The sequence below is a fragment of the Bradyrhizobium sp. USDA 3650 genome, from assembly GCF_054057395.1.
Genome location: NZ_JBSRZG010000001.1, coordinates 6,577,041 through 6,593,522 on the forward strand (window position 1 = coordinate 6,577,041; position 16,482 = coordinate 6,593,522).

General features: G+C 64.8%; 15 protein-coding genes, 1 other RNA gene and 1 pseudogene. 13 read left to right on the forward strand and 4 right to left on the reverse strand.

What is annotated here, in order from left to right:
- Positions 1 to 15: 15 nt before the first annotated feature.
- The 3 genes from fumC to ssrA form a co-directional block, all read right to left on the reverse strand.
- Positions 16 to 1,488 carry a class II fumarate hydratase gene (gene fumC, locus ACVIN2_RS30885; protein WP_456769835.1) on the reverse strand — a complete coding sequence of 491 codons (1,473 nt, stop codon included), beginning with the start codon at positions 1,486 to 1,488 and terminating at the stop codon, positions 16 to 18.
- Between the two features lie 87 nt (positions 1,489 to 1,575).
- A complete protein-coding gene (locus tag ACVIN2_RS30890; RefSeq protein ID WP_456768479.1) occupies positions 1,576 to 2,091 on the reverse strand; it encodes an SspB family protein in 516 nt (171 codons plus the stop codon).
- A 114-nt stretch (positions 2,092 to 2,205) separates the two neighbouring features.
- Positions 2,206 to 2,571, reverse strand: a transfer-messenger RNA (tmRNA) gene (gene ssrA / locus ACVIN2_RS30895).
- Between the two features lie 85 nt (positions 2,572 to 2,656).
- Here ssrA and ACVIN2_RS30900 point away from each other — a divergent pair.
- The 11 genes and pseudogenes from ACVIN2_RS30900 to ACVIN2_RS30950 all read left to right on the forward strand — a co-directional run bounded on the left by ACVIN2_RS30900 (position 2,657) and on the right by ACVIN2_RS30950 (position 12,362).
- Positions 2,657 to 3,274 (forward strand): chromate transporter, encoded by a 618-nt coding sequence (locus tag ACVIN2_RS30900; RefSeq protein ID WP_456768480.1) that lies wholly within the window; start codon positions 2,657 to 2,659, stop codon positions 3,272 to 3,274.
- Positions 3,271 to 3,801: a chromate transporter gene (locus tag ACVIN2_RS30905; protein ID WP_007600971.1), complete on the forward strand. Its 531-nt coding sequence runs from the start codon at positions 3,271 to 3,273 to the stop codon at positions 3,799 to 3,801. The genes ACVIN2_RS30900 and ACVIN2_RS30905 overlap by 4 nt, the downstream gene beginning before the upstream one ends.
- A 95-nt stretch (positions 3,802 to 3,896) precedes the next feature.
- The gene (locus ACVIN2_RS30910) at positions 3,897 to 4,658 is read left to right on the forward strand and encodes a tripartite tricarboxylate transporter TctB family protein (protein WP_456768481.1); all 762 of its coding nucleotides are present in this window, start codon (positions 3,897 to 3,899) and stop codon (positions 4,656 to 4,658) included.
- 7 nt (positions 4,659 to 4,665) lie between these two features.
- On the forward strand, positions 4,666 to 6,231 hold the full coding sequence (locus tag ACVIN2_RS30915) for a tripartite tricarboxylate transporter permease (RefSeq protein ID WP_007600973.1): 1,566 nt from the start codon (positions 4,666 to 4,668) through the stop codon (positions 6,229 to 6,231).
- Between the two features lie 223 nt (positions 6,232 to 6,454).
- The gene (locus ACVIN2_RS30920; protein WP_456768482.1) at positions 6,455 to 7,249 is read left to right on the forward strand and encodes a thymidylate synthase; all 795 of its coding nucleotides are present in this window, start codon (positions 6,455 to 6,457) and stop codon (positions 7,247 to 7,249) included.
- A 5-nt stretch (positions 7,250 to 7,254) separates the two neighbouring features.
- Positions 7,255 to 7,728: pseudogene (locus ACVIN2_RS30925) on the forward strand (N-acetyltransferase family protein); the annotation flags it as partial.
- A gap of 12 nt (positions 7,729 to 7,740) precedes the next feature.
- Positions 7,741 to 8,250 carry a dihydrofolate reductase gene (locus ACVIN2_RS30930; protein ID WP_456769836.1) on the forward strand — a complete coding sequence of 170 codons (510 nt, stop codon included), beginning with the start codon at positions 7,741 to 7,743 and terminating at the stop codon, positions 8,248 to 8,250.
- A gap of 154 nt (positions 8,251 to 8,404) precedes the next feature.
- Positions 8,405 to 9,541, forward strand: coding sequence for an FtsH protease activity modulator HflK (hflK, locus tag ACVIN2_RS30935; protein WP_007600977.1), 1,137 nt, complete (start codon positions 8,405 to 8,407; stop codon positions 9,539 to 9,541).
- Complete coding sequence (gene hflC, locus ACVIN2_RS30940) at positions 9,538 to 10,434, forward strand: protease modulator HflC (protein WP_456768483.1); 897 nt, start codon at positions 9,538 to 9,540, stop codon at positions 10,432 to 10,434. Before hflK ends, hflC begins: the two co-directional genes overlap by 4 nt.
- Positions 10,435 to 10,517: 83 nt before the next feature.
- Entirely contained in the window at positions 10,518 to 10,724 is a 207-nt protein-coding gene (locus tag ACVIN2_RS30945) for a DUF2065 domain-containing protein (protein ID WP_007600979.1), read from the forward strand.
- 144 nt (positions 10,725 to 10,868) lie between these two features.
- Entirely contained in the window at positions 10,869 to 12,362 is a 1,494-nt protein-coding gene (locus tag ACVIN2_RS30950; RefSeq protein WP_456768484.1) for a Do family serine endopeptidase, read from the forward strand.
- Positions 12,363 to 12,500: 138 nt separating this feature from the next.
- Here the strand turns inward: ACVIN2_RS30950 and serB are convergent, their stop codons facing one another.
- Positions 12,501 to 13,406, reverse strand: a complete 906-nt coding sequence (serB, locus tag ACVIN2_RS30955) for a phosphoserine phosphatase SerB (protein WP_456768485.1) — start codon at positions 13,404 to 13,406, stop codon at positions 12,501 to 12,503.
- 11 nt (positions 13,407 to 13,417) lie between these two features.
- Between serB and miaA the strand changes: the two genes are divergently transcribed.
- Complete coding sequence (miaA, locus tag ACVIN2_RS30960) at positions 13,418 to 14,374, forward strand: tRNA (adenosine(37)-N6)-dimethylallyltransferase MiaA (protein WP_456768486.1); 957 nt, start codon at positions 13,418 to 13,420, stop codon at positions 14,372 to 14,374.
- A gap of 330 nt (positions 14,375 to 14,704) precedes the next feature.
- Entirely contained in the window at positions 14,705 to 16,480 is a 1,776-nt protein-coding gene (locus tag ACVIN2_RS30965; protein ID WP_456768487.1) for an acetolactate synthase 3 large subunit, read from the forward strand.
- Positions 16,481 to 16,482: the final 2 nt, after the last annotated feature.

Consider the following 16,482-nt stretch of genomic DNA (forward strand, 5'->3'; position numbering starts at 1 on the left):
ATCGGAATTCGGAATTTATCCCGGGCTGGTCATCTTCTCGGGGCGCACCAGACGGTCGAACTCGTCCGCCGAGACGAAGCCGAGCCGCAGCGCCTCTTCCTTCAGGGTGGTGCCGTTGGCATGCGCCGTCTTGGCCACCTTGGCCGCGTTGTCGTAGCCGATCTTGGGGGCGAGCGCCGTCACCAGCATCAGCGAGCGCTGCATCAGCTCCTTGATGCGCTTCTCGTCGGCGCGGATGCCGCTGACGCAATGCTCGGTGAAGGAGCGCGCGGCGTCCGCCATCAGCCGGATCGAGTGAAGCATGTTGTAGGCCAGCACGGGCTTGTAGACGTTGAGCTCGAAATGGCCCTGGCTGCCGGCAACCGTGATCGCGGTGTGATTGCCGAACACCTGGCAGCACACCATGGTCATCGCCTCGCACTGCGTCGGATTGACCTTGCCCGGCATGATCGAGGAGCCCGGCTCGTTCTCAGGCAGCATCAGTTCGCCGAGGCCCGACCGCGGACCCGATCCGAGCAGGCGGATGTCGTTGGCGATCTTGAACAGGCCTGTCGCGACCGAATTGATGGCGCCGTGCGCCAGCACATAGGCGTCGTTCGAGGCCAGCGCCTCGAATTTGTTGGCGGCGCTGGTGAAGGGCAGCTTGGTAATCCCGGCAACGTGCTTTGCGAACAGTTTTGCAAAGCGCGGCTTCGAATTGAGGCCGGTGCCGACGGCGGTGCCGCCCTGCGCCAGCGGATAGAGCTCCTTCACCGCGACCTTGAGCCGGGCGATGCCGCTCTCGACCTGGGCGGCATAGCCGGAAAATTCCTGGCCGAGCGTCAGCGGCGTCGCATCCTGGGTGTGGGTGCGGCCGATCTTGACGATCTTTGCGAACTCCTTCTCCTTCTTGCGCAGCGCGCGCAGCAATTCGCCGAGGGCAGGGACGAGATCGGCGGTGATGCGGCTTGCCGCCGCGATGTGCATCGCGGTCGGGAACGAGTCGTTCGACGACTGGCTCATGTTGACGTGATCGTTGGGATGGACCGGCTTCTTGGCGCCGAGCTCGCCGCCGAGCATCTCATTGGCGCGGTTGGCGATGACCTCGTTGAGATTCATGTTGCTCTGCGTGCCCGAGCCGGTCTGCCACACCACCAGCGGGAAATGATCGTCCAGCTTGCCCTCGATCACCTCGCGCGCGGCGCGGATGATGGCATTGGCGCGGCGCTGGTCGAGCAGGCCGAGCTCCTGGTTGGACTGCGCCGCGGCGAGCTTGACGATGCCGAGCGCATGCACGAGCGCGATCGGCATGCGATCGATGCCGATGCGAAAATTCTGGCGCGAGCGTTCGGTCTGCGCGCCCCAATAGCGATCGGCGAGGACCTCGATGGGGCCGAAGCTGTCGGTCTCGGTGCGGGTCGCCGGGCGCGAGGAGCGGTCGGTCTTCGAGCGGGTAGCCGTCGAGCGGGAACTCTTCGAGAGGGAAGTTTTGGCCATGAGCACATCCATTCCGCCGCGCGAAATGCCACGCGGCCTTTTCATGTGCCTCTATATAGGGAGTTTGGCCGCCGGCGACGGCCGCCAGCCCGATCTAGATCATTTCTTGCGGAAACGATCCAATCGCACGACTTCGGCGCCGCCCTGGTTCGGGGCCGCCGGCTCCTCGGTGCCTTCCGCCGGTTCAGTGGCAGGGGGCACCGCGACCGCGGATGGGGCGGGAGCGGCCGGCAATGTCTCGGCCGAAACGTCGGCGACATCGGAGGTGTCGAACTGGAGGCCGAATTTCACGGACGGATCGAGGAAGCTCTTGATGGCGCTGAACGGCACGATCAGCCGCTCCGGAATGCCGCCGAAGGACAGGCCGACCTCGAAGCGGTCCTCGAGCACGGTCAGATCCCAGAACTGGTGCTGCAGGATGATCGTCATCTCTTCCGGATACTGGGCCAGCAGCCGCGACGACAGCTTCACGCCGTCGGCCTTCGACACGAAGGTGATGAAGAAATGATGCTCGCCGGGCAGTCCCTGGGACGCGGCGTCGGTCAGCACCTTGCGCAACACGCCGCGCAGCGCGTCGCGGGCCAGCACATCGTATCGGATATGATCGGTCGCCATGGTGGTCCTGTTGCATTCCAGGAGCTGGGCCCTGCCGGCCCGACTCGCCAAGCCGCAATAGTACCGCGCCTGACGGGTCAACAGGAGTCCCCGCGGGGTAGGAAATAAGAGGTAAGTGGAGGCTTCTGTTGCCAGGTGCCTCCGAACCCCGCCTAACGGAGCTTAACCCGTTAGGACTTCAGAATGGTCTTTCAAACTGCGTTACGCAGCCTGAGCAACCGGAGCAAAGTTGTCGTTGGCAACTATTGCATAGCCCGATAACGGCGGAACAATACCGAGAAAAAGAACGCCCTTTACGCCCTCGTCGATCCTATTTCGCCCCCGCCAAAGCCCGCCTCAGGGCTAGCCCGCTGGTGGGCTTTGGTGGAGGCGCCGGGTACCGCCCCCGGGTCCGAATGGTTTATTGCGACGACCGTTTATTTCCATAGCCGGCGAACCGGCACTCCCAATATAGGGGGCAAAGGTTTCAAATAACAGGTGTTTCGAGCGACCATTCCCGAGGTTCCCTTGGGATAGGTTCCCGGCAGGCTTGGCCGCGCGCCGGCCGGCGTTCTAAGCTCCTGACATGTCCGAGGATTCCGCACCGGCCGCCCAACAACCAGTTCAAGAGCCGGACCGTCCCGCTGCCAGCGCCGCTCCGCCGGGCTTGCTCGCGCTGTTCCTGGCCTTCGCCCGGATGTCGCTGGCGGGCTTCGGCGGGGTTTTGGTGTTCGCCCGGCAGGCCATCGTCGAGCAGCACCGCTGGATGACGGCGGACGAGTTCAACGAGACATTTGCGCTCTGCCATTTCCTGCCCGGGCCCAACATCGTCAATCTGTCGATGGTGTTCGGCGCGCGGCTGCGCGGGATCGCCGGCGGCATTGCCGCCTTTGCAGGGCTGTTGTTGCCGCCCACGCTGATCATGACGGTGCTCGCGATCGTCTATGCCCGGTTCGGCGATGTGGAGGTGCTGCGCCGCATCCTCGCGGGCATCTCCTGTGCGGCCGTCGGCCTCTTGATCGCGGTGGTCTTCCGGATGATGACGCCGCTGCTCAAGCGGCTGGACGCCGTCGCGCTCATCCTGATGCTGGGCGTCTTCCTCGCCATCGGCGTCCTTCGCCTGCCGCTCCAGGCCGTGCTCTTGGTCGCGATCCCCGTCAGTATCGGCGCCATTTTCCTGATGCGGCGGAAGGTAGCAGCATGAACGCGGAGAACCCGATCTGGGCGCTGATCTCGACCTTTGGTCTGATGTCGCTGTTCGCAGTCGGCGGCGCCGCGGCGGCCGTGCCCGAGATGCACCGCATCGCGGTCGAGGTGCATCACTGGATGACCGACAAGCAGTTCGCCGACGCCTATGCGATCGCGCAGCTCTCACCAGGTCCGAACGTACTTATCGTCACGTTAATCGGCTATGCCGTCGCCGGCATCCCCGGCGCCCTGGCGGCGACCTTGGCCATGTGCCTGCCCACCGCGCTGCTTGCCTATTATGTCAGCCGGCTCCTCAATCGGCCGAGCCAATCGCGTTGGCCCGGGCTGATCCAGGCTGCACTGGTTCCGCTCTCGATCGGCCTGATGGCGGCGAGCGCCCTGATCCTCGCCGAGTCGACCGATCGCACGCTTGCTGCGCTGCTCCTGACCGCGACGGTTGCAGTGGTCGCATCCGTCTCGCGCATCAATCCACTATGGATTTTGCTCGTCGGGGGCTTGTTGGGTTTTGCTGGCATTGTGTAATGAAAATGGCTAGGCAGTGATCCGGGCGGGGGCATCGATTTCCAGCCGATTAGAACAACATTGCTCGTGGCTTACGGGTCGCGGAGGAGACATGCATGGCCGATACGATGGGCCACTCGGCGACAGCCAACCGAAACACCTCGGTGGTGATCAGCTTTTGTCTGCTGGCCATAGCGCCGCAGATTTTCGAATTCATCTGGTCGTTCGGGACGATCTTTGGCTGGGGCGCGGGACGTGGGCCGGCCGCCGTGGTGATCAGCCACGCTACGGCGCTGCTCGCGGGGGCGCCCGGCGCGTTGCTCGGGGCGGTCGGCGGTGACACCAAGAAGGCGTCATCCGATGTGCTGCTGGCGCTGATCTATTCCTATCCGGTCTTTGCGGTGGCGATTCTCACGTTCTTCATGACGATCAGGTCGGCGCAGGACTATGTCGGCGGAATCGTGCTGATGGCGCTCGCCTTGTTCGCACTGTGGGCCTCCAGCGATTTGCAGGGCATGCGCGGCTTCTCCTTCGGCGCCGGCACGGCGCCGCGGATGTTTGGCGGGCTCCTGGTTGCACTTGGCGCCGGCATTGCGTTGACGGGACTGCTGACCGACGGGCCGGCGATGGCGCACTATGCCTGGCGCGGGCCGCTCTTCGTGATGATCTCGATCGTCTTCTTCGCCCTGGCGATTCGTCCCCTTGGCGTGGTGGTGACGGCGTTCACGAGCTTCCTGATCTCGGCGATGGGGACGCATGAAACGCGCTGGGTCGAAGCGATCATCGTCGGCGCCTGCCTGACGCTCGGTTGCGCGCTGCTCTTCCCCTATGTGCTGGGGCTGCCGATGCCGATGTTCCCGCGCTTCCTGGTTCAGTGAGGGTGTGATGTTCGATCTCTTCCACAATCTGGGCCTTGGTTTCGGTGTGGTGTTTCAGATCTCCTGGTGGTCACCCTGGTGGCTCTACGGTCTGTCGCTGCCGATCTCGATCAACATTCTCATGTGCCTGATTGGCGCATTGGTCGGCACGCTGGTTGGCGTGCTGCCCGGTATCGGCACCGTCGCAACCGTGGCGATGCTCCTGCCGATCACCTTCGGATTGCCGCCGGTCGGCGCGCTGATCATGCTCGCCGGCATCTATTACGGCGCCCAGTATGGCGGCTCGACCACCTCGATCCTGGTCAACATTCCCGGTGAGGCGACGTCGGTCGTCACCGCCATCGACGGTCACCAGATGGCAAAGCAGGGCCGTGCCGGCCCGGCGCTGGCGATCGCGGCGATCGGCTCGTTCTTCGCCGGCTGCGTCGCGACCGTGCTCATCGCCGTGCTCGGCGCGCCGCTGACCAAGCTCGCGCTGGCGTTCGGTCCGGCCGAATATTTCTCGCTGATGGTGCTCGGCCTGATCTTCGCGGTGGTGCTGGCCAAGGGCTCGGTGCTGAAGGCGATCGCGATGATCGTGTTCGGCCTGATGCTGTCGATGGTCGGCTCAGACATCGAGACCGGCGCCTCGCGCATGGCTTTCAACATTCCGGAGCTTGCCGACGGTCTCGGCTTCGCGACGGTGGCGATGGGCGTGTTCGGCTTCGCCGAGATCATCCGCAATCTCGACGCCGGCGCCGAGATGAATCGCGACCTGGTGCAGCAGAAGATCACAGGCCTGATGCCGACCAGGAAAGACCTGATCGACTCGGCGCCTGCGATCCTGCGCGGCACCGTGCTCGGCTCGATCCTTGGCATCCTGCCGGGCGGCGGCGCGGTCATCGCGTCCTTTGCGTCCTACACGCTCGAGAAGAAGATCGCCAAGAACCCGTCGCGGTTCGGCCGCGGTGCGATCGAGGGCGTGGCGGCGCCGGAAAGCGCCAATAATGCCGCGGCGCAGACCTCCTTCATCCCGCTGCTGACACTCGGCATCCCGCCCAACGCCGTGATGGCGCTGATGGTGGGCGCGATGACCATCCACGGCATCGTGCCGGGTCCGCAAGTGATGCAGAAGCAGCCGGAACTGGTCTGGGGCATGATCGCCTCGATGTGGATCGGCAATCTGATGCTGATCATCATCAACCTGCCGCTGGTCGGAATCTGGGTGCGGCTGTTGCGCGTCCCCTACCGGCTGATGTTCCCCTCTATCGTGATCTTCTGCGCGATCGGCATCTACTCGGTGAACAACGCGCCGGTCGACGTCATCCTGGCAGGCGTGTTCGGTCTGGTCGGCTACTGGCTGATCAAGCACGATTTCGAGCCGGCGCCGCTGCTGCTCGGCATGGTGCTCGGACCGCTGATGGAAGAGAACCTGCGCCGCGCGCTGCTGATCTCGCGCGGCGACTGGAGCGTGTTCCTGACGCGTCCGCTGTCGGCCGTGCTGCTCGCGATCGCCGCTTTCCTGCTGGTGCTCACGGTGCTGCCCGCGTTGCGTGCCAAGCGCGACGAGGTGTTCACGGAATCCGAAAACTAAGGGCGCCGCGCCTGCGTCGGCGCGCCGTGGATCGAACCCGAGCCGGCAAGTTGGCCAGCAGGATCAATCTGATAGACGAGGGGTGGGACGCCGAGTTCCGCCCCTTGTCGTTTGCCCCGGGAACGCTCACTTTTCCGGGTATAATGCCCATGGATGGCGAATCGCCGCTGTCGCAGCGTGGGGGCGGACGCTAAATTTACCGCCTCCCCAAAGGCTCACGCACATGCACCAGTATCAGGACCTGCTCGAGCGGATTCTTTCAGACGGCGCAGAAAAGACCGACCGGACCGGCACCGGCACGCTGTCGGTGTTCGGCCACCAGATGCGCTTCAACCTGTCCGCCGGCTTTCCGATGCTGACCACCAAGCGCCTGCCGCTGAAGGCGATCGTGCATGAGCTGTTGTGGTTCCTGAAGGGCGATACCAACATCAAATATCTGCGCGACAACGGCGTCACCATCTGGGACGAGTGGGCCGACGCCAATGGCGATCTCGGCCCCGTCTACGGCCATCAGTGGCGCTCCTGGCCCGCGCCGGACGGACGCAGTATCGATCAGATCGCGAACGTCATCGACATGATCAAGCGCAATCCGGACTCGCGCCGCCTGATCGTCTCGGCCTGGAATCCCGCCGAGGTCGACAAGATGGCGCTGCCGCCGTGCCACTGCCTGTTCCAGTTCTACGTCGCCAACGGCAAGCTGTCGTGCCAGCTCTATCAGCGTTCGGCTGACGTGTTCCTCGGCGTACCCTTCAACATCGCCTCCTACGCGCTGCTCACCATGATGGTGGCGCAGGTCACGGGCTTGAAGCCCGGCGACTTCGTGCACTCGTTCGGTGACACCCATCTCTATTCCAACCATCTGGAGCAGGCGAAGCTCCAGCTCACGCGCGCGCCGCGCGCGCTGCCGGTGATGCGGATCAATCCTGAGGTGAAGGACATCTTCTCCTTCCGTTACGAGGACTTCGAGCTCGTCGGCTACGACCCGCATCCGCACATCAAGGCGGCAGTCGCGGTCTGACGCCGATGTCGCTCAACATCCGCCGTGTGCGTCCCGGCGAAGCCGGGCTGGTTCTTGCTTTCATCCGCGAGCTCGCCGAGTACGAAAAGCTCTCGCACGAGGTCGAGGCGACCGAGGCTGACATCGCCGACGCGCTGTTCGGCGAGCGACCGCAACTCCATTGCGCTCTCGCCGAGTGGAACGGCGAGCCGGTCGGCTTCGCGGTGTGGTTTGCGAATTTCTCGACGTTCAGCGGCCGCCACGGCATCTATCTCGAAGATTTGTATGTGCGGCCGTCACACCGGGGCAGGGGCCTCGGCAAGGCTCTGCTCGTGCACCTTGCCAGGGAATGCGTCGAGAACGGCTGGTCGCGGCTGCAATGGGCGGTGCTTGACTGGAACGCGCCGTCGATCGCGTTCTACAAATCGCTCGGTGCCGTCATGCTGGACGACTGGACGCTGTGCCGCGTCACCGGGCCTGCGCTGACGCGGCTTGCCGGGGAGCGCGACCTGATGGAGATCGTCTTCGTGGTGGCGATCGCGGAGAACGGCGTCATCGGCGCCGGCAACGCGATGCCGTGGCGAATGAAATCCGACATGGCGCGCTTCAAGGCGCTCACGATCGGCAAGCCCGTGATCATGGGCCGCAGGACCTTCGAATCCCTGCCCCGGCCGCTTCCGGGCCGCACCAACATCGTCGTCACGCGCGACGCGGGTTATCGCGCCATCGGCGCCATCGTCACGACATCGACTGCCGCCGCAGACGCCGTCGCGCGCGGCGATGCCCTGCGGCGTTCGGTCACCGAGATCGCCGTGATTGGCGGTGCCGAAATCTACCGGCAATGGCTCGATCGCGCCGATCGCCTCGAAATCACGGAAGTGCATGCCCGCCCCGAGGGCGACACGCATTTCGGCATCGACAGGGCCGAGTGGGATGAGGTTGAGCGCATCCGTCATCCTGCCGGTCCCAACGACAGCGCCGACTACTCCTATGTGACATATCGTCGGCGGGCGGGCCATTAACCGCATTTGCCAATGTTAACATTGACTTTTCTGCCCCCGAGCTTAGCTCGGAGGGCGGCGATGGCTGCGTTGTAAGGGACCTGCCTGTCCCCTATAAAGCCGGACCGGACAAAGCGGGCGGGGGGCAATTTCACCCTGCCGAGGAGAGCGTCGAATGCCGTGGAAGAATCAGGGCGGTGGCCCATGGGGCTCGGGTCCGAAGGGACCATGGGGCAACGGCCCGCAACCGGTCGGGCCAAGGCCGCCGGATCTGGAAGACCTTCTGCGGCGCGGCCAGGATCGCCTCCAGCAGATCATGCCGGGTGGCTATTTCTCCGGCATCGGCATCACGCTGATCGTGCTGCTCATTGTCGCGTTCTGGCTGCTGTCGGGCTTCTTCCGGGTGCAGTCCGAAGAGCTCGGCGTCGTGCTGCGCTTCGGCAAGCATGTCCGCACCGTAGAGCCCGGCCTGAACTACCATCTGCCCTATCCGATCGAGACTGTGCTGCTGCCAAAGGCATTGCGCGTGTCCACCATCTCCATCGGCATGACGCTGATCGACGATCCGGCGCGGCGCGGCCGCTCCATTCGTGACGTGCCGGAAGAGAGCCTGATGCTGACCGGCGACGAGAACATCGTCGACGTCGATTTCACGGTGCTCTGGCGCATCAAGCCCAACGGCGTTGGCGATTTCCTCTTCAACATCCAGAATCCCGAAGGCACCGTGAAGGCGGTCGCCGAGAGCGCGATGCGCGAGGTGATCGGCCGCTCGCAGATCCAGCCGATCCTGACCGGCGCGCGCAACGTCACCGAACAGGGCGTGCAGGAACTGATCCAGAAGACCCTGGACAGCTACGGCGCCGGCATTCAGATCAGCCAGGTGCAGATGCAGAAGGTCGACCCGCCGGCGCAGGTGATCGACGCCTTCCGCGACGTCCAGGCGGCGCGCGCCAATCTCGAGCAGCTGCAGAACGAGGCGCAGACCTATGCCAACCAGGTCGTGCCGCAGGCACGCGGACGTGCAGCGCAGATCATGCAGGCCGCCGAAGGCTACAGGGAGCAGACGGTCGCCGAGGCCAAGGGCCAGAGCTCGCGCTTCCTGAAGGTTTACGAGGAATACAAGAAGGCGCCCGACGTGACGCGTGAACGGATTTATCTGGAGACGATGGAGCGCGTGCTCGGCGGCTCGGAAAAGCTGATCTATGACGGCGGCCAGTCGGGCCAGGGCGTCGTGCCTTATCTGCCGCTCAGCGAATTGACAGCCAAGCGGCCGCCTGCAACCGGCCAGCAGACGACCGGAGGCAACCGATGAGATCTCCGGTCACAGGCATCGTCACGCTGCTCGGCCTCCTGCTCGTCGTGATCGTGGGCTACATGTCCCTGTTCACGGTGGCGCAGACTGAGCAGACCATCGTGCTGCAATTCGGCAAGCCCGTCGACGTCGTCACCGCTCCCGGCCTGCACTTCAAGGCGCCATGGAATTCGGTGATCAACATCGACAAGCGCATCCTCGATCTGGAGAACCCGTCGCAGGAAGCGATCGCGTCCGACCAGAAGCGCCTCGTCGTCGACGCCTTCGCGCGTTACCGCATCAAGGACGCGTTGCGCTTCTATCAGAGCATCGGCTCGATCCAGGCCGCCAATATCCAGCTCACCACGCTCTTGAACGCGGCGCTGCGCCGCGTGCTCGGCGAGGTGACCTTCATCAACGTGGTCCGCGACGACCGCGAGAAACTGATGCAGCGCATCCGCGATCAACTCGACCACGAGGCCGACGGCTACGGCATCCAGGTCGTCGACGTCCGGATCCGCCGTGCCGATCTGCCCGAGCAGAACAGCCAGGCGGTCTATCAGCGCATGAAGACGGAACGCGAGCGCGAAGCCGCCGAGTTCCGCGCGCAGGGCGGCCAGAAGGCCCAGGAGATCCGCTCCAAGGCCGACCGCGAGGCGACCGTGATCGAGGCGGATGCAAGGTCGCTGGCCGAGCAGACGCGCGGCGTCGGCGATGCCGAGCGCAACCGTCTGTTCGCCGAAGCCTACGGCAAGGATGCGGATTTCTTCGCCTTCTACCGCTCGATGGCGGCCTATGAAACCGGGCTGCGCGCGAACGACACCCGCTTCCTGCTGCGGCCGGACTCGGATTTCTTCCGGTTCTTTGGTAACCCGTCCGGCAAGACGGCGACCACGACGCCAGCGAAGCCGTAAGTGAGACAAGGGCGGCAAGTCGGGCGACAAGTCTGGCCGCCCTTCGTCCAGACAAGAACAGCACAACGGGAGGTTCCAATCCGATGAGGTCCATTGCGTTCACCGACTTCCTCATCGGTTTGGGCATCCTGTTCGTGCTGGAAGGCTTGATGTTCGCGGCAAGCCCGGCCTGGATGCGCAAGGCCATGAAAAGCGCGATGGCCACGCCGGACAATGTCCTGCGGGCGGTCGGCATCGGTTCGGCCGTGGCCGGCCTGGTCCTGATCTGGGTTATGCGACGTCCAATTTAGCCGTCGCACCAACGCCAAAGTGAAGGCGAGGGACCGGTTTTCGCCTTATTGTCCGGGTCTTGGGGCCCGTTAAGGTCCGCGCTTGCGCCGTCCCCCCGTTCGAGCGCAGTCTTGACCTCGAATCCTTGTTTCCTGGAGATCACAATGACCGCTGCCACCATTGCCCCGACCCGTTTGCGCTTAGGGCTGGCCGCGCTCGCCGTTGGCGCTTTCAGCGCATTCGGCACACCGGCCTCTGCGCGCGGACCGGATGGCATCGCCGACGTCGCCGAGAAGGTGATCGACGCGGTCGTCAACATCTCGACCTCGCAAACCGTCGAAGCCAAGGGCGGCGGCAATGCCATGCCCCAACTGCCGCCCGGCTCGCCCTTCGAGGAGTTCTTCGACGACTTCTTCAAGAATCGCAAGGGTCCCGGCGGCGGCAGCAAGGGCGGAGAGAATAGCCCGGCGCCGCGCAAGACCAACTCGCTCGGAAGCGGCTTCATTATCGACACCTCAGGCGTCGTCGTCACCAACAACCACGTCATCGCGGACGCCGACGAGATCAACGTCATCCTCAACGACGGCACCAAGATCAAGGCCGACCTGGTCGGCGTCGACAAGAAGACCGACCTTGCCGTGCTCAAGTTCAAGCCGCCGAAGCCGCTGGTGTCGGTGAAGTTCGGCGATTCCGACAAGCTGCGCCTCGGCGACTGGGTCGTCGCGATCGGCAATCCTTTCAGCCTCGGCGGCACCGTGACGGCCGGTATCGTCTCGGCGAAGAACCGTGACATCTCCTCAGGTCCCTACGACAGCTACATTCAGACCGACGCCTCCATCAACCGCGGCAATTCCGGCGGTCCGCTGTTCAACCTCGATGGCGACGTCATCGGCGTCAACACGCTGATCATCTCGCCCTCCGGCGGCTCGATCGGCATCGGCTTCGCCGTACCGTCGAAGACGGTGGCGGGTGTCGTCGACCAGCTCCGCCAGTTCGGCGAATTGCGCCGCGGCTGGCTGGGCGTGCGCATCCAGAGCGTCACCGATGAGATCGCCGAGAGCCTCAACATCAAGCCGCCGCGGGGCGCGCTGGTTGCCGGCGTCGACGACAAGGGCCCGGCCAAACCGGCCGGCATCGAGCCTGGCGACGTCGTCGTCAAGTTCGACGGCAAGGACGTCAAGGACCCGAAGGATCTCTCTCGCGTGGTCGCCGACACGGCGGTCGGCAAGGAGGTCGACGTCGTCATCATCCGCAAGAGCCAGGAGGAGACCAAGAAGGTCACGCTCGGCCGGTTGCAGGATCCCGACAAGGTGCAGGCCGCAGTGAAGACCGACGAGCCCGCGCCTGAAAAGACCGTGACCCAGAAGGCGCTCGGCCTCGATCTCGCGGCGCTGAGCAAGGATCTGCGTACGCGCTACAAGATCAAGGACACCGTCAAGGGCGTGGTCGTCACCAATGTCGACGCTAATTCGGATGCCGCCGAGAAGCGCCTCTCCGCCGGCGACGTCATCGTCGAGGTGGCGCAGGAGAGCGTCTCCAGCGGCGCCGACATCCAGAAGCGGGTCGACCAGCTCAAGAAGGACGGCAAGAAGTCGGTGCTGCTGCTGGTCTCGAACGCCGACGGCGAGCTGCGCTTCGTGGCGCTGAGCGTGCAATAGGCGCACGAGCAGCCACACATTCCCCGTCATGCTCCGCGAAAGCGGGGCATCCAGTACGCCGCGGCTTTTCCGTATCCTCGCCCTGTCTCTGGAATACTGGATCACCCGCTTTCGCGGATGATGACAGCGGAGAGGAGGCTACGCCTCCACGAACTCCTCACGTCGATACCCCTGCGCATACAGCAGCGCGGTGAGATCGCCATGATCGATCCGGGCTGCCGCAGCGGCGGCCACCGCAGGCTTCGCATGATACGCCACGCCCAGGCCCGCCGCCTGGATCATCGCGAGATCATTGGCGCCGTCGCCGACCGCCAGCGAGTCGATGTCGTCGAGGTCGAACGACTCCATCAGATCCACCAGCGTCGCCAGCTTTGCCGCGCGCCCCAAGATCGGCTCCTTCACCTCGCCGGTGAACTTGCCGTCGCGGACGACGAGCTCGTTGGCGCGGTTCTCCTGGAAGCCGATCCTGGTGGCGACCGCGCTGGTGAACAGCGTGAAGCCGCCGGAGACGAGACAGGCATAGGCGCCGTGGGCGCGCATGGTCGCAACCAGTTCGCGGCCACCCGGCGTCAGCGTAATGCGCTTGGCCAGCACCTCGTCGACGGCACTGGCGGGGAGGTCCTTGAGCAGCGCAACGCGCTCGCGCAGCGCTGGCTCGAACTCGACCTCGCCGCGCATCGCACGTTCGGTAATGGCTGCCACATGGGCCTTCACTCCGACCAGATCGGCGAGCTCGTCGATGCATTCCTGGCCGATCATGGTGGAATCCATGTCGGCGAGAAAAAGCTTCTTGCGCCGGAAGCCGACTGGCTGCACGACGATGTCGATGGGCAGGTCGCCTCGTATCTCGCGGAGTCGCTGCTCGATGGCGTGACGGTCGCCTTCGAGGTTACTGTCGGCACCGAAGGGGATATCGACTGCCACCCCGTCGAACAGCCAGTGCGCGGGAGCTGCCTGAGGCAGCACGGCGCGGGCGCCGTCGACGATGGTCGAGTCGAGCGCGGGGTTATTCGGGTTGCAGATCAGCGTGGCAACGAGGGACATTTGAGGTTTTCGTGAGCGAGGGGCAAGTCGGCAGAAGGCATGTTGGCAAGGCGGTGCTTATCGCAGGCCCGACCGCCAGCGGCAAGTCGGCGCTGGCGCTCGAGCTTGCGCTCGCTGCGGGCGGGGTCGTGATCAATGCCGATTCCATGCAGGTCTACCGCGACCTCCGCATCATCACCGCGCGCCCCACAGATGGCGACGAGGCGCGGGTGCCTCATCGCCTCTACGGCCATGTCGATGCGGCCGTGAATTTTTCGGCCGGTGCCTGGGTGGGCGACGCGGCCAAGGCGCTCGAAGAGGCGAAAGCCGAAGGGCGCCTGCCGATCTTCATCGGCGGGACCGGGCTGTACTTCAAGGCGCTGACGGCGGGCCTTTCCGTGGTGCCGCCGATCCCTGTCGAGGTGCGCGAGGACGTCCGGGCGCGGCTGGAGCGGAACGGCGTCGAGGCGCTGCACGCGGAACTCGCAGCCTCCGATCCGCGAGCCGCCGAGCGATTGAACCTGCGCGATCGCACGCGCATTGCGCGCGCGCTCGAAGTGGTCGAAGCCACCGGCCGCTCGCTGCTGGACTGGCACCATGAGGGCCAGCCGCCGCTGCTGCCGAAGGACAGTTTTCGCGCCGTGTTCCTCGCGCCCGAGCGCGACGAGCTCTATGCACGTATCGACGCCCGCTTCGATGTCATGTTGGAGGCCGGCGCGCTGGAGGAGGTCGAGCGTCTCGCCGCCCGAGACCTCGATCCGCTGCTGCCGGCGATGAAGGCTCATGGCGTGCCGGCGCTAATCCGGCATCTACGCGGTGAGCTCAGCCTGGAGCAGGCGGCTACCATCGGCCGCGCCGACACCCGCCACTACGCCAAGCGGCAGTTCACCTGGTTCCGGCACCAATTGCCCGAGTTCGAGTGGCTGAAGCCCGGGGAGACGCGGGGCTGGCTGGCGGCGATCGTGAACGCGGCCCGGGACCCCGGTTGACACGCTTTTGTGCCTCGGTCGCCGAATTTACCTCTCGCCCAACCCCGGGAACACCGCTACACTGCCAAAATCGCGCGGGAACGGCCGCATTGCCTTGACATCGGGGCGCCGGCCGTTATGTTTCGCGCAACCTTTGGGAAGCCGAGCCGCCGCCATGCGTAATATTATTACCAAACTCCTTATCGCCGTCGTACCCAGGCACACCGCCGGGGGTGGCTAGCTGCCATCCACATGACAGGCGGTGTGCATGGGCCCTCTTCGGGGCCTTTTTTATTTCCGAAAACCCGACACGAACGAAGCCGCTGACAACAGCGCATCCGGAGCAAGCCAATGAGCGACAAGAGCCACGATCCGAACCAGATGACCGGCGCCGCGATGATCGTCCGCGCGCTCATCGATCATGGCGTGACCGACATTTTCGGCTACCCCGGCGGCGCGGTGCTCCCGATCTACGACGAGATCTTCCAGCAGAGCGAAGTCCAGCACATCCTGGTCCGCCACGAGCAGGGTGCGGGCCACGCCGCCGAGGGCTATGCGCGTTCGACCGGCCGGCCCGGCGTTGCACTGGTGACCTCCGGTCCCGGCGCCACCAACATGGTGACGCCACTCACCGACGCGCTGATGGACTCGATCCCGCTGGTCTGCATCTCCGGCCAGGTGCCGACGCATCTGATCGGCAACGACGCGTTCCAGGAATGCGACACCGTCGGCATCACGCGCCCCTGCACCAAACACAATTGGCTGGTGCGCGACGTCAACGATCTCGCAAAGGTGCTGCACGAGTCGTTTTACGTTGCGACCACGGGTCGACCGGGCCCGGTGCTCGTCGACGTGCCCAAGGACGTGCAGTTCGCGACCGGCACCTATCATCCGCCGCGCAAGTCCGACGTGCATCGCTCCTACGCGCCGCGGGTGAAGGGCGATGCGACGCAGATCCGCAAGGCCGTGGCGCTGCTCGCAGGCGCCAAGCGCCCCGTGATCTACAGCGGCGGCGGCGTGATCAATTCCGGTCCTGAAGCCACCAGGCTGCTGCGCGAGCTGGTCGAGGTCACCGGCTTTCCGATCACCTCCACGCTGATGGGCCTCGGCGCATATCCCGCGTCGGGCAAGAGCTGGCTCGGCATGCTCGGCATGCACGGCACCTACGAAGCCAACATGACCATGCATGATTGCGACGTCATGCTGTGCGTCGGTGCGCGCTTCGACGACCGCATCACCGGCCGCGTCGATGCGTTCTCGCCGGGCTCGAAGAAGATCCACATCGACATCGACCCGTCCTCGATCAACAAGAACATCCGCGTCGACGTGCCGATCATCGGCGATTGCGGCAACATCCTCGGCGACATTCTCCAGGTGTTCAAGGCGGAGGCGAAGAAGCCCGACATCAAGGCCTGGTGGCAGCAGATCGCGCAGTGGCGCGCCCGCAACTCGCTCTATTACAGGAAGAGCAACGACGTCATCCTGCCGCAGCACGCGATCCAGAGCCTGTTCGAGGCGACGCGCGGCAGGGACACCTACATCACCACCGAGGTCGGCCAGCATCAGATGTGGGCCGCGCAGTTCTACGGCTTCGAGGAGCCGCATCGCTGGATGACCTCGGGCGGTCTCGGCACCATGGGCTACGGCTTGCCGGCGGCGGTGGGCGTGCAGGTTGCCCATCCCGACAGCCTCGTCATCGACATCGCGGGCGATGCCTCGGTGCAGATGACGATGCAGGAGATGTCGACGGCGGTGCAGTACGAGCTGCCGATCAAGATCTTCATCCTGAACAACCAGTACATGGGCATGGTGCGGCAGTGGCAGCAGCTGCTCCATGGCAACCGCCTGTCGCATTCCTATTCGGAGGCGATGCCGGACTTCGTCAAGCTCGCGGAAGCCTATGGCGGCGTCGGCTTCCAGGTGCACAAGCCCGGCGATCTCGACGGCGCCATCCAGGAGATGATCTCGGTCAAGCGCCCGGTGCTGTTCGACTGCCGCGTCGCGTCGCTGGAAAACTGCTTCCCGATGATCCCCTCCGGCAAGGCGCACAACGAGATGCTGTTGCCGGAGCAGGCGAACGACGAAGCGACCGCAAAGGCGTTCGCCGGCGGCAAGGCGCTGGTGTGATG

Bases quoted from the DNA above. Each gene is read 5' to 3' on its own strand.
- hflC (WP_456768483.1), top strand. From the start codon at position 9,538: ATGAGATCTCCGGTCACAGGCATCGTCACGCTGCTCGGCCTCCTGCTC.
- fumC (WP_456769835.1), bottom strand. From the start codon at position 1,488: ATGGATGTGCTCATGGCCAAAACTTCCCTCTCGAAGAGTTCCCGCTCG.
- ACVIN2_RS30900 (WP_456768480.1), top strand. From the start codon at position 2,657: ATGTCCGAGGATTCCGCACCGGCCGCCCAACAACCAGTTCAAGAGCCG.
- ACVIN2_RS30950 (WP_456768484.1), top strand. From the start codon at position 10,869: ATGACCGCTGCCACCATTGCCCCGACCCGTTTGCGCTTAGGGCTGGCC.
- ACVIN2_RS30905 (WP_007600971.1), top strand. From the start codon at position 3,271: ATGAACGCGGAGAACCCGATCTGGGCGCTGATCTCGACCTTTGGTCTG.
- ACVIN2_RS30930 (WP_456769836.1), top strand. From the start codon at position 7,741: ATGGAGATCGTCTTCGTGGTGGCGATCGCGGAGAACGGCGTCATCGGC.
- serB (WP_456768485.1), bottom strand. From the start codon at position 13,406: ATGTCCCTCGTTGCCACGCTGATCTGCAACCCGAATAACCCCGCGCTC.
- ACVIN2_RS30945 (WP_007600979.1), top strand. From the start codon at position 10,518: ATGAGGTCCATTGCGTTCACCGACTTCCTCATCGGTTTGGGCATCCTG.
- hflK (WP_007600977.1), top strand. From the start codon at position 8,405: ATGCCGTGGAAGAATCAGGGCGGTGGCCCATGGGGCTCGGGTCCGAAG.
- ACVIN2_RS30920 (WP_456768482.1), top strand. From the start codon at position 6,455: ATGCACCAGTATCAGGACCTGCTCGAGCGGATTCTTTCAGACGGCGCA.
- ACVIN2_RS30915 (WP_007600973.1), top strand. From the start codon at position 4,666: ATGTTCGATCTCTTCCACAATCTGGGCCTTGGTTTCGGTGTGGTGTTT.
- ACVIN2_RS30910 (WP_456768481.1), top strand. From the start codon at position 3,897: ATGGCCGATACGATGGGCCACTCGGCGACAGCCAACCGAAACACCTCG.
- ACVIN2_RS30890 (WP_456768479.1), bottom strand. From the start codon at position 2,091: ATGGCGACCGATCATATCCGATACGATGTGCTGGCCCGCGACGCGCTG.
- ACVIN2_RS30965 (WP_456768487.1), top strand. From the start codon at position 14,705: ATGAGCGACAAGAGCCACGATCCGAACCAGATGACCGGCGCCGCGATG.